We start from the raw sequence: 12,161 nt of genomic DNA, 5'->3' as shown, positions 1-12,161 counted from the left end.
GGGAGGCCACCGTAGCATGCGTGGCTCGCCCCCAACCTGACTGTGTCCATGTCGACCCTGGCTTCTCCCGCAACGACCTCACGCCCGGTGGCCCCCGGCGTGCTGGCCGCCATCTCCACCTCGCATGTCGTCAACGACATGATGCAGTCGCTGATCCTGGCCATCTATCCGGTGATCAAGGGCGGCTTCAATCTCAGCTTCACCCAGATCGGTCTGATCACGCTGACCTACCAGCTTACCGCCTCGATCTTCCAGCCGTTGATCGGCATGGCCACCGACCGTCGCCCAGCCCCGTACTCGCTGCCGATCGGCATGGCCTCGACCCTGTGCGGCATGCTGCTGCTCGGCTTCGCACCGAACTACGCGGTTGTGCTGATGGCTGCGGCGATGGTCGGTATTGGCTCGGCCATCTTCCATCCGGAGGCCTCGCGCATCGCGCGACTGGCCTCGGGCGGCCGTCACGGCTTCGCGCAGTCGGTGTTCCAGGTGGGTGGCAATTTCGGAACAGCGCTGGGCCCGTTGATCGCCGCCGCAGTGATCGTGCCGTATGGCCAGCACGCCGCATCGTGGTTTGCCGGTGCTGCCCTGATCGGCATCGCATTGCTGACCTATGTCGGCCGCTGGTACGCGTTGCATCTGGGCACGCCACGACCGGTCAGCACGGCTGCGATGGCGCCGCGGCATCCGCCGCGCACCGTGGCCAAGGTACTGGCGATCCTGCTGGTGCTGATCTTCAGCAAGTACTTCTACATGGCCAGCATCGGCAGCTACTTCACCTTCTACCTGATCCACCACTTCGGCATTCCGGTGGCGCAGGCCCAGCTGCATCTGTTCGCGTTCCTGGTGGCGTCCGCCGCCGGCGGCTTCCTTGGTGGCCCGCTGGGTGACCGCATCGGCCGCAAGCCGATCATCTGGACCTCGATCCTGGGCGTGGCGCCGTTCGCGCTGATGCTGCCGCATGCTGATCTGCTGTGGACGACCGTGCTGGCGGTGCTGATCGGCTTCGTGCTGTCGTCGGCGTTCTCGGCGATCGTGGTGTACGCGCAGGAGATGATGCCGCACCGCATCGGCATGGTGTCCGGCCTGTTCTTCGGCTTCGCCTTCGGCATGGGTGGGCTTGGGGCGGCTGTGCTGGGCCTGCTGGCGGACAAGACCAGCATCGAGTACGTCTACCAGTTGACCGCGTTCCTGCCGCTGCTGGGCATCGTGGCGGCGTGGCTGCCACCGTCGCGGCCTGCTGCTCACTGAGGGGGTGGGGTTTGCAGGGCTTGCAGCCCTGCACCTGCAGAGGCAACGTCAACGTCAAAAGCCTGCATTCCGCGGGTTGGCGGGGTGGGTCCGGTAGGTGTCGACCTTGGTCGACACGGTAGATCCACGCCATGCGTGGATGAATTCATTCGATATCTGACAGATGTGTCGACCAAGGTCGACACCTACCAACAGCCGCGCGGAACAACAGCCGCAGTTACCAACAGCCGCGTGAACCTGTCGAAGATGGGGCGGTGTCGGATTGCGGGGTGTCAGCGGCATGGATGCGGCTGCCAAGCCTACAAGGACGTACTTGCGGCGTCCCCGCACTCCGACACCGCCCCGCCACCCCACGGAATGCCGCTTTGGCTTCGGCCGTTGCGGTTGCCGTTGCATTGAGCAGGTGCAGGGCTGCAAGCCCTGCCGAAAACTCCCTTGGGCGTAGAATGCGGCCATGAGCGAATCCCTTGATAACCACCTGGTCCACGGCCGCCGCCAGCGGCCGGATGGTCCGTCGCCGATCGATGTCATCTCGGTCCAGTCGCAACTTGTCTACGGCCACGCCGGCAACAGCGCCGCCGTACCGCCGATGCGTGCGCTCGGTGTGCGCGTCGCGGAAATTCCGACCGTGTTGCTGAGCAATGCGCCGTTCTACGACACCACGCGCGGTCGGGTGCTGCCCGCCGACTGGTTCGCCGACCTGCTGCTGGGCACCCACGAGCGCGGCCTGCCGCAGCGGGCGAAAATGCTGGTTTCCGGCTACTTCGGCAGCACCGCCAACGGTGCCGCCTTCGCCGACTGGCTGGACAACATCCTGCCGGTCTGTCCGCAGCTGCGTTACTGCCTGGATCCGGTGATTGGTGACACCCACACCGGCCCCTACGTGGAACCGGGCCTGGAAGCGATCTTCGCCGAGCGATTGCTGCCGCATGCCTGGCTGGTGACCCCGAACGCCTTCGAACTGAATCGTCTGACCGGTATGCCGGCACTGGCCGAGGCCGATGCCATCGCCGCCGCGCGCACGCTGCTGGACCGTGGCCCGCACTGGGTGATCGCGCACAGCGTGGGCGGTAACCCGGGTGAGCTGGTGACCCTGGCGGTCGGTCGCGAGGAAACCTGGCGCTGGACTTCGCCGCTGCTGCCGGTGGACGTGGCCGGCACCGGTGACGTGCTGATGTCGCTGGTGGTGTCGTTCCTGTTGCGAGGTGAATCGATGCAGCAGGCGATTTCGCGTGCGATTGCCGGTACCCATGCGGCGCTGGAGGCGACTCTGGACAATGGCTTCGAAGAGTTCGACGTGATCGCGGCGGCGCCTGCCGCACTGGCCGAAGGCACGCGCTTCCGCGCCGAACGCGTGGCATGAGCGGCTTGCTCGAACGCACGCCGCGCACGGTCGGCATCGTCGGCAGTGCCGGCGCCTATGGGCGCTGGCTGAGCCGCTTCTTCCAGCAGCACATGCAGCTGCAGGTGATCGGCCACGATCCGGCCGATCCGGACTCGCATACGCCGGAACAGCTGCTGGCGCAGGCCGACGTGCTGGTGTTCTCGGCACCGATCCGGCATACGCCGGCTCTGATTGCCGAGTACGTGCGGCAGTCGGCCGGCCGTGAGCAGGACCGGCTGTGGCTGGACGTGACCTCGGTGAAGGAAGCGCCGGTGCAGGCGATGCTGGCCTCTCAAGCCGAAGTGGTTGGCCTGCACCCGATGACCGCGCCACCCAAGGCGCCGACCCTGAAGGGCCGGGTGATGGTGGTCTGCGAAGCGCGGCTGCAGCACTGGCAGCCATGGGTCGATACGCTGTGCACGGCGCTGCAGGCCGAGTGCGTGCGGGCCACGCCGCAGCACCACGACCAGATGATGGCGCTGGTACAGGCGATGGTGCATGCCACCCACCTGGCCCAGGCCGGCGTGCTGCGCCAGTACCAGCCGCAGCTGGGCGATCTGGCCGCGATGATGCCGTACCGCTCGGCATCGTTCGAGCTGGACACGGCGATCATCTCGCGCATCCTGTCGCTCAACCCGGCGATCTACGAAGACATCCAGTTCGGTAACCCGTACGTGGCGCCGATGCTGGAACGGCTGGTCGGCCAGCTGCAGGCCCTGCAGGCGCAGGTCGGGCAGGGCGACGACCGTGCGCGTAGTGAATTCCGCGAGCAGCTGCTGTCGGCAAACCGCGGTGCCTTCGGCGAGCAGGCGCTGGCGGACGGCAACTACACCTTTGAACGCGTGGGTTATCTGCTGGCTGACCTGACCGAGCGTAATGCGTTGTCGGTGCACCTGCCGGAAGACCGGCCCGGCTCGCTGCGTGAGCTGCTGAACGTGTTCGAGCAGCATCGCATCAGCCTGGCTTCGATCCATTCCTCGCGCACGCCTGGTGGCGAAGTGCATTTTCGCATCGGGTTCGTGGCCGGCAGCGATGCGGCGGCGATCACCCGGGCAGCAGCCGACGTGGACGCCAGCGGCATCGGGCGGGTGCTGGGCTGAATTCATCCACAGGCGGTGTGGATGGTTCCTGAGCAAACGTGTGGATAACCTTGCTCAGGCCTTGGCAGCAAAGGCTGTCAAGATGCTTGGTGAAAAATTGATCACGCCTTTTGTAGCGTCGAGCCACGCTCGATTGCCCTTGGCAAAAGCGTGTCGACCAAGGTCGACATCTACCAGAGGCAAGAAAGCGGGTCGATCAAGGTCGACACCCGCCAGAGCGGGGCGATACGAAATCGGGTAGCGCCGGGGTCATGCCCGGCGAACCTCAGATCGTCAGCCGCAGCTCGCCGCCACTGGTGGTGAACTCGCGGCCATCGCGCACCAGCGGCCGCCCGTCATCCAGTTCGTAGCGTGGCGTGGCTTCGGAGTGATGCCCGCTGCCATTCGCCTCGGGCTTGAACTCGATGATGATGTGGCTTTCGCCGTTGCTGTCGACAGCGGGGAACTGACGGAACGACATCGTGCACCTCCTTCAGCGGATGCGGTTGTTGCGCGGCCAGCTTGGCCGCGCCGATGTTAGCCGGACGTCATCAATCGATGAACTGCAGGCGCGCAAGTTCAGCGTACAGTCCACCCTCGGCCAGCAGCTGTGCGTGCGTGCCCTCGGCGACGATGCGGCCCTGGTCCATCACCACGATGCGGTCGGCCTTGAGCACGGTGGCCAGGCGGTGGGCAATGACCAGTGTGGTGCGGCCCGCCATCAGCCGTTCCAGCGCTTGCTGCACGCTGTGCTCGCTCTGCGCGTCCAGCGCGCTGGTCGCTTCGTCCAGCAGCAGGATCGGCGCATCCTTCAGCAGCGCACGGGCAATCGCCACACGCTGCTGCTGGCCACCGGACAGGCGGGCACCGCGCTCGCCCAGCTCACTGTCATAGCCCTGCGGCAACGCGCGCAGGAAGCCATCGGCCTCGGCGGCACGCGCGGCAGCCTCGACTTCGGCGTCGCTGGCCTGCAGGCGGCCATAGCGGATGTTGTCGCGCGCACTGGCAGCGAACAGCGTCGGCTGCTGCGGCACCAGCGCCAGCTGCGCACGCAGCTCGGCCGGGTCGGCCTGGCGCACGTCGATGCCGTCCACGTCGATGCGGCCGCTGGCTGGATCATGGAAGCGCAGCAGCATCGAAAGCACCGTGCTCTTGCCCGCCCCCGAGGGACCCACCAGCGCCACGGTCTCGCCGGGGCGGACGTGCAGGTTGAAGTGATCCAGTGCGGCCTGGTCCGGTCGCTGCGGATAGTGGAACACCACGTCGTCGAACCGGATCTCGCCATGCAGCGGCTGCGGCAGCGCGCGCGGCTGTGCCGGCGCGCGGATCTCGATGTCTTCCTGCAGCAGTTCGCCGATGCGGCCCATGCCGCCGGCCGCGCGCTGCAGCTCGTTCCATACTTCGGCCAGTGCACCCACCGAACCGCCACCGATCAATGCATACAGCACGAACTGGCCCAGCGTACCGGCGCTGAGGCGGCCGTCGATGACGTCGTGCGCGCCCAGCCACAACACACCGACGATGGCGCCGAACACCAGCAGGATGGCGCTGGCGGTGACCAGCGACTGTGCGCCGATGCGGCGACGGGCGGCGCCGATGGCATCACCGAGTGCCTTGTCGAAGCGCCCGCGCTCGTACGGCTCGCGTGCATGTGCCTGCACCGTGCGTACCGCACCCAGGGTTTCACTGGCCAGGCTGTTGGCATCGGCGATGCGGTCCTGGCTGTTGCGTGCGACCGTGCGCAGCTTGCGCGCGCCGATGATGATCGGCAGCACCGCCAGCGGAATGCCGAGCAGCGACCATGCGGCCAGCCGCGGGCTGGTGACGAACAGCATTGCCAGGCTGCCGATGACGGTGACCGTGCTGCGCAATGCTACGGACATGGTCGAGCCGACCACGCTGCGCAGCAGTTCGGTGTCCGCGGTCAGGCGCGAGACCAGCTCTCCGCTGCGGCTGCGGTCGTGGAAGCCGGCGCCCAGCTGGATCAGGTGGGCATACAGCTGGCTGCGCAGGTCGGCCACGACCTTTTCACCCAGCAACGATACGAAGTAGAAGCGCGCGGCCGTGCCCAACGCCATGACGACCGCTACCAGCATCAGCAGGGCGAAGGCACGGTTGATCTGGCCGCCGCTGCTGAAACCGTGATCGATCATCTGCTTCACCGCCGGAGGCAGGCTCAGCGTGGCTGCAGAAGACACCGCCAGGGCCAGCAGCCAGGCGGTGAACAGGCCGCTGTGGCGGCGCACGAACGGCCACAGCGTGCGCAGGCTGCCGAGGCGCCGCAGTGGCGGGGTCGAAGCGGGGGCGTCGTCCTTGTCAGTCATCCTGGTCGTCGTCTTCTATGCGGATACGGTCACGGGTGGCGTCGCGCAGGCGGATTTTCAATGCGTCGACCTGATCGGCAGGCAATTCGATCCGCAGGCACACACCATTGGCATCGAACTGTTCATCGCGCTTTTCGGCACCGAAGGCGGGCAGGGTGGCATGCAGGGTACCCAGGTCCTCGAAGCCGGCCAGCAGCTGCAGCCGGGCCATCGCCACCAGCGGCAGGCGCGGGGCGGTGCGCAGGCACTCGGCGGCGGCGCCGCCGTAGGCGCGCACAAGGCCACCGGCACCGAGCTTGATACCGCCGAACCAGCGCGTCACTACCACCAACACCCGGTCGAAACCCTGGCCGTCGATCGCCGCCAGAATCGGACGTCCAGCCGTGCCGGCCGGCTCGCCATCGTCGCTGGAGCGATAGTCCTGCCCATGCCGGTAGGCCCAGCAGTTGTGGGTGGCATCGGCCACCGCAACCTGCTGCAGGAACGCCATGGCCGCTGCGGCGCCATCGATCGGCGCGGCATGGGCGATGAAACGGCTGTGTTTGACTTCCAGCGTGTGGCTGACCGGCTGGGCGAGAGTATCGAGCATTCCCGTCATTCTACGGGGTTGCCGGGTATTCCCGTCCGCTTCAGTCGTCCAGCAGCGGGCGCAGGTCGCGCGGCAGGCGTGCTTCCGGGTACTGCTGCATGTAGCGCTCCAGGCTGGCACGGGCCAGATCGCGCTGGCCGTCGTCGCGTCGTGTACGGATCTTCTGCAGCCACTGCCGACGCGGCAGTCGTGCGTCAGCGTCCACCTCGGCCTGCACGGCATCCGCGCTCAGGCCCGCATCGCTGCCGCGGCGCATGATGCCAGGTGCGGAACGGCTGGGAGCCTCGCGCTTCATCGAGGTGATTTCTACCCGGTCCAATGCCGGGGCCTGTTCGGCCTGCACGCTGTTGGACTCTGGCGTGCCTGCCGAGCGCGCCTTCAGCGAACCACTGGCGACAACCGGCGCCATCAGCGGCGCGGGTGCCGAGTAGGCGGTGGGAGCCGGAGGCGCAGGGGGGGCTGCTGCCGGCGCTGCGGCCGGAGCGGGCGGCAGGGCCGCAAAGGAGGTATCGGCGGCCGCATCCGCAGCCATCGATCGTGCAGCCTGGGCCGGCGCTTCAGCGGTCCCGGCCGGCGCAGGCTTGCTTGCGCGCGCGATGGCCGGTGCCGGGGCAGCGGCAACCGGGGCTGCCTCGGGTGCTGCGGGCGCAGCGGCCGGTTCCGCAGTCGCCACCGCGCTGTCGGCTGCACTGCGCTCAGCGGCCTGATCGGCAGCCGCGACGTCTTCTGCCGCAGCCGGTGCCGCCGCAACAGCGGCCTCGCCCGCCGGAACCGGTGGCGGTTCCGGACGCAGCTGCCAGGCGATGCCGATGGCGAACACCATCGAGGCGGCGATGCCGAACACCGCCGGCCAACGCGGGCGTGTGCGCTGCGTACGTGGTGCTTCGGGAGAGGCGACCGCATCGGCAGCCGGAGCGTCCACGGCAGCGCGGGCCGCGGCCAGGATGGCGGCGTCCAGTGCGGCGGGCGGTGCCTGTTCGGCGCGACGGCCGAGCAGCCGGGCCAGCTCGCGTTCTTCCGGCGTCAGCGGTTCGTCTCGGTTCATGCGTTCAATCCCGCACGCAGCTTGTCCATCGCATAGCGCAGCCGCGATTTCACGGTTTCCCGGCCTACGCCGGTGATCTGGCCGATCTCCTCCAGGCTCAGTTCCTGATCCAGTCGCAGTTGCAGCACTTCGCGCTGCTCGGGCGGCAGTTGTTCCATCGCCAGCTGGATGCGGCGACGTTGTTCGAATTCGGAAAGCTCGCCTTCCGGGGTCTGTCCATCCTCGATCGCGGCCAGGCGCAGGTCGGCATCGGCCGGGGCAGCCGGCCGGTGGCGGGCGGCGCGCCAATGGTCGTTCAGGCGGTTGTGGGCGATGCGGAACAGCCAGGTGCTGAACGCCGCGTCCGGTTGCCACCCCGCACGGGCGCTGATCACCCGCTGCCAGACGTCCTGGAAGATCTCCTCGGCCAGCGCGTTGTCGCGCAGTTGCCGCAGCAGGAAGCCGAACAGGCGCTTGCGATGGCGCGCATACAGGCTTTCAAACGCGCGCAGGTCGCCACCGGCCCAGGCCAGCATCAAGGCTTCATCGGTTGGCAGTGCGCTGGCTTCCACGGCGTACAGGGTAAGGCCTGCAGGCGATGGCGCATAGCCGGTGGCGAGGGCGGGCAGGGCGAGGGTCATGGCTCGGAAGGGGCTACGGTCAGCAGGAAAAACGTACGGGCGCACGATTCGGGGTTTACGGGCTTCCATTGCCCCCCGGGTGGCGCGCTATGCTCGGCGGCTCAGGGGAGGCGACGCACTGACGGCGCCAAGAGATTGTCATTTGTCCACGCATGCTGAACCGGCGGAAGAGCCACCACACGAGGCCGTGCTGAGCACGGCGCTGGTGCGCGCGTTGCATGCGCTTCTGCCGGAAACGGCCGTGGTCCGCGTCGGCTGGGATGACCCGCAGCTTGGCCGTGGCCAGGGGGCCTGGCCGAGGGCGGCTGCCGGAGGTGATGCGGCAGCGCCAGGCGTGGGCGATGGCCAGCACGGCTGGGAACATGATGGGGCGCGCCTGCTGTTGTCGGTGGAAGGCGCGGTGCCTTCGCCGGCATGGTGGGGGGTTGCCCGGCAGGCGATGGAGCTGGCGCTGCAGCGCGGCCGCCAGGCCGGCCAGATCAAGGCGCTGGAAGAGGCCGAGCGGTTGCAGCAGGCCTTGTTCCAGATTGCAGATCTGGCCGGTGCCGACCTGGAAATGCCCGAGATGCTGCGCCACGTGCATGGTGTGCTGGGCACGCTGATGTATGCCGAGAACTGCTACATCGTGGAATACGACGATGTGCGCGACCAGATCCGTTTCCTGTACTTCGCCGATCAGGTCGATGATTTCGTCGCCGATCCCACGCAGAGCCATGACGCCAGCGAGATGCCGCGCAGCCTGACCGTGGCGCTGTTACGCCATGGCAAGCCGCTCAGTGGTCCCTCGCGCGAACTGCTGGCGCAGGTGATGGAGCAGGAGCACGACCCGCAACGCGGGCCCGAAAGCCTGGATTGGCTGGGGGTGCCGATGCTGCGCGATGGCCGCGTATGCGGTGCCATCGTGGTCCAGAGCTATGAGCAGGCGGCCCGCTATGGCGAGGCCGAGCGCGCATTGCTGGGCTTCGTTGCGCAGCACGTGCAGACCGCGATGGACCGGCGCCAGGCGCAGGTGCGGCTGGAGCAGCAGGTGGCGCGGCGCACCCAGGAACTGCAGCGCGCCAATCACAGCCTGCAGGACGAGGTGGCCGAGCGTCGACGCGCCGAACAGCTGCAGACCGCCCTGTACAACATCGCCGAGATGGCGATGTCGGCCGACAGCCTGGCGCAGTTCTACGGACAGGTGCATGGGGTGGTCGGGCGCCTGCTCGACGCTCGCAATTTCTACATCGCCCTGGTCAACCCGGCCGGCAACGGCCTGGACTTCGTCTATTCGGTGGACGAGCACAACGCCAGCCGCGCGCCGCGACCGTTCAGCCGGGGCCTGACCGAGTATGTCGTGCGCAACCGGCGGCCACTGTTGGCGTCACGCGCGCAGATCGATGCGCTGCTGGCCAGTGGCGAAGTGCGTGAATCCGGTGCGCGCTCGCACTGCTGGCTGGGCGTACCGCTGCTGCGCGACGACGAAGTGGTCGGCGCGATCGTGGTGCAGAGCTACAGCGAGAACAGCATTTTCAGCGTGCATGACCAGCGCCTGCTGACCTTCGTCGCGCAGAACATCGGTACCGGCCTGGCCCGTCAGCGCGACCAGCAACGGCTGCGCTCGGCGCATGCCGAGCTGGAAAAGCGCGTGGAAGAACGTACCCGCGAGCTGGCCGAGGTCAACGAGAAGTTGCTCGGCCAGATCGGCGAGCGCCTGCGTGCCGAACAGCGCCTGACCCACCAGGCCATGCACGATGCGCTGACCGGGCTGCCCAACCGCCTGCATCTGCTGGACCGCCTGCAGGATGCGCTGGCCCTGGCCAAGCGTGAGGGCGGCCCGGTGTTCGCCGTGCTGTTCCTCGATCTGGACCGCTTCAAGCTGGTCAACGACAGCATCGGCCATGCCGCCGGCGATCGCATGCTGGTGGAAGTGGCCAAGCGCATCGTATCGATGGCCGGCACCGAGGACGTGGTGGCCCGGCTGGGCGGTGACGAATTCGCGGTGCTGCTGCAATGCCCGCAGGGCCTGGCCCAGGCCTTGGACTTTGGCCAGCGCCTGCTGCTGGCGCTGCAGGAGTCGATGTGGATCGCCGGGCGCGAACTGTTCCCGTCCGGCAGCCTGGGCATCGCGCTGTGGAACCCCCGCTACCGCACCGGCGAAGAGCTGCTGCGTGATGCCGACGCGGCAATGTACCGGGCCAAGGCACAGGGCCATGACCGCTGTGCGATCTTCGACGAAGACATGCGCGAGCAGGCCATGCGCAGCCTCGATCTGGAAGCCGACCTGCGTCGTGCGATCAACAACCGCGATTTCGTCCCGTTCTACCAGCCGATCGTGCGCCTGTCCGATGGCGAGGTGGTGGGCCACGAGGCGCTGCTGCGCTGGCAGCATGAGCGCCGTGGCCTGCTGCTGCCGGGGGCGTTCCTGGAGCTGGGCGAGGAAAGCGGCTTGATCGAGCAGGTCGACTGGCTGATCTACGAACAGGTGATTGCCGGCCTGGCCGAGGGCGGGCAGAGCTACGTCTCGGTGAACGTATCACCGCGCCATTTCCGCTCCGCCGGGTTCAGCGGCCGCCTGTTCGGCCTGCTGGATGCATGTGGTGCCGATCCGCGCCGGCTGCGCCTGGAGATCACCGAGGTCGCACTGCTGGATGACGGCCCGCACACGCTGCGCATCCTGCAGGGCCTGCGCGAGCGCGGCATCCAGGTGCAGCTGGACGATTTCGGTACCGGCTTCTCGGCGCTGTCCTACCTGCACCGTTTCCCGATCAGTACGTTGAAGATCGACCAGAGCTTCATCGCCGGCCTGCATGGGCCGGAAGTGCAGAGCACGCGGGCGCTGGTCGAGGGCGTGCTGTCGTTGGCGCGTACGCTGGGCATCGAGACCATCGGTGAGGGCATCGAAACCGAGGCGCAGCGGCAGACCCTGCGCGAACTGGGTTGCGACTACGGCCAGGGCTATCTGCTGGGGCGGCCCGCACCGTGGAGCTGCGCGGCGGTCTGAGCCGCCGCGCAGGAAAGCATCAGCGCAGGGCGGCGCGACGCTTTTCGTCGATCCACTTCGAGGCCTGCGCTGGCTTGTAGTTCTTCATCCACTCCAGCATCTCTTCGATATCCGAGCCGTACCACAGGTCCTGGCGCTGGTCCGGGTGCAGGAAGCGCTCTTCCACCATGCGGTCGATCATGCCGATCAGCGGGGCGTAGAAACCTTCCACGTCGAGGAAGGCGCACGGCTTGTTGCCGATGCCAAGCTGGCGCCAGGTCAGCATCTCGAAGATCTCTTCCATGGTGCCGAAGCCGCCGGGCAGGGTGACGAAGCCATCGGCGAGGTCGAACATGCGCGACTTGCGCTCATGCATCGAACCGACAATTTCCAGTTCGGTCAGGCCGCGGTGGGCCACTTCCCAGTCGGCCAGCTGGCGCGGGATCACGCCGGTCACTTCACCGCCGGCGGCGAGCACGGCATTGGCCACGGTTCCCATCAGGCCGACATTGCCGCCGCCGTACACCAGGCGCATCCCATCGCGGGCGATGCGGTCGCCCAGGGCAAGGGCGCGTTCGGTGTAGGCCGGCTTGCTGCCTGCGTTGGAACCACAGTACACACAGATCGATTTCATGGATCTTCCTGTCTCTTGGCCGGAAACGAAAACGCCCCGTCGCCGACCGCAGGGCGGTCAGGGACGGGGTGTCCAAGGATTATGAGGCCTTCAGGGGCCTTCTGTAGAGCCGCGCCGCGCTCGGCTGCTCTTCGTTCAGATCGCGGCTACGGCTGAGTCGAGCAAGCTTGTATGTTCCTCCCGGCTCCTACGAGGTATGTAGGAGCCAGGGTGGAGGGACCGTCAAGCATGCATCTGCGGATACTAGCCGACAGACGAGTCGAGCGATCCCCATCC

10 protein-coding genes are annotated in these 12,161 nt (G+C 67.4%); 4 read left to right on the top strand and 6 right to left on the bottom strand.

Annotation, left to right across the window (positions count from 1 at the left end; all coding sequences use genetic code 11):
• Nucleotides 1-48: 48 nt before the first annotated feature.
• The 3 genes from ABE423_RS08625 (at nt 49) to ABE423_RS08615 (ending at nt 3,732) form a co-directional block, all read left to right on the top strand.
• The gene (locus ABE423_RS08625; protein ID WP_164162773.1) at nt 49-1,248 is read left to right on the top strand and encodes an MFS transporter; all 1,200 of its coding nucleotides are present in this window, start codon (nt 49-51) and stop codon (nt 1,246-1,248) included.
• A gap of 454 nt (nt 1,249-1,702) precedes the next feature.
• Nucleotides 1,703-2,611 carry a pyridoxal kinase gene (gene pdxY, locus ABE423_RS08620; RefSeq protein ID WP_032128295.1) on the top strand — a complete coding sequence of 303 codons (909 nt, stop codon included), beginning with the start codon at nt 1,703-1,705 and terminating at the stop codon, nt 2,609-2,611.
• Nucleotides 2,608-3,732 carry a prephenate dehydrogenase gene (locus tag ABE423_RS08615; protein ID WP_346485737.1) on the top strand — a complete coding sequence of 375 codons (1,125 nt, stop codon included), beginning with the start codon at nt 2,608-2,610 and terminating at the stop codon, nt 3,730-3,732. The genes pdxY and ABE423_RS08615 overlap by 4 nt, the downstream gene beginning before the upstream one ends.
• A 265-nt stretch (nt 3,733-3,997) precedes the next feature.
• Here ABE423_RS08615 and ABE423_RS08610 read toward each other — a convergent pair whose 3' ends face one another.
• The 5 genes from ABE423_RS08610 to ABE423_RS08590 all read right to left on the bottom strand — a co-directional run bounded on the left by ABE423_RS08610 (nt 3,998) and on the right by ABE423_RS08590 (nt 8,184).
• The gene (locus ABE423_RS08610) at nt 3,998-4,192 is read right to left on the bottom strand and encodes a hypothetical protein (RefSeq protein ID WP_005409247.1); all 195 of its coding nucleotides are present in this window, start codon (nt 4,190-4,192) and stop codon (nt 3,998-4,000) included.
• Nucleotides 4,193-4,262: 70 nt separating this feature from the next.
• Nucleotides 4,263-6,035: an ABC transporter transmembrane domain-containing protein gene (locus ABE423_RS08605; protein WP_346485736.1), complete on the bottom strand. Its 1,773-nt coding sequence runs from the start codon at nt 6,033-6,035 to the stop codon at nt 4,263-4,265.
• A complete protein-coding gene (locus tag ABE423_RS08600; RefSeq protein WP_346485735.1) occupies nt 6,028-6,624 on the bottom strand; it encodes a YigZ family protein in 597 nt (198 codons plus the stop codon). The genes ABE423_RS08605 and ABE423_RS08600 overlap by 8 nt, the downstream gene beginning before the upstream one ends.
• A 40-nt stretch (nt 6,625-6,664) precedes the next feature.
• On the bottom strand, nt 6,665-7,669 hold the full coding sequence (locus ABE423_RS08595) for a hypothetical protein (protein WP_346485733.1): 1,005 nt from the start codon (nt 7,667-7,669) through the stop codon (nt 6,665-6,667).
• Nucleotides 7,666-8,184: an RNA polymerase sigma factor gene (locus tag ABE423_RS08590; RefSeq protein ID WP_229301232.1), complete on the bottom strand. Its 519-nt coding sequence runs from the start codon at nt 8,182-8,184 to the stop codon at nt 7,666-7,668. The genes ABE423_RS08595 and ABE423_RS08590 overlap by 4 nt, the downstream gene beginning before the upstream one ends.
• 247 nt (nt 8,185-8,431) lie before the next feature.
• On the opposite strand from ABE423_RS08590, the gene ABE423_RS08585 reads away from it, so the two are divergent.
• Complete coding sequence (locus tag ABE423_RS08585) at nt 8,432-11,272, top strand: EAL domain-containing protein (RefSeq protein WP_049400107.1); 2,841 nt, start codon at nt 8,432-8,434, stop codon at nt 11,270-11,272.
• Between the two features lie 19 nt (nt 11,273-11,291).
• Here the strand turns inward: ABE423_RS08585 and ABE423_RS08580 are convergent, their stop codons facing one another.
• Nucleotides 11,292-11,885 (bottom strand): TIGR00730 family Rossman fold protein, encoded by a 594-nt coding sequence (locus ABE423_RS08580; protein ID WP_032128301.1) that lies wholly within the window; start codon nt 11,883-11,885, stop codon nt 11,292-11,294.
• Nucleotides 11,886-12,161: the final 276 nt, after the last annotated feature.

Source organism: Stenotrophomonas sp. TWI1409, from assembly GCF_039673015.1.
GTDB classification, from domain to species: domain Bacteria; phylum Pseudomonadota; class Gammaproteobacteria; order Xanthomonadales; family Xanthomonadaceae; genus Stenotrophomonas; species Stenotrophomonas maltophilia_A.
Note: the sequence above shows the minus strand (reverse complement) of the source record. Positions and strands in the feature narration are given on the sequence as shown.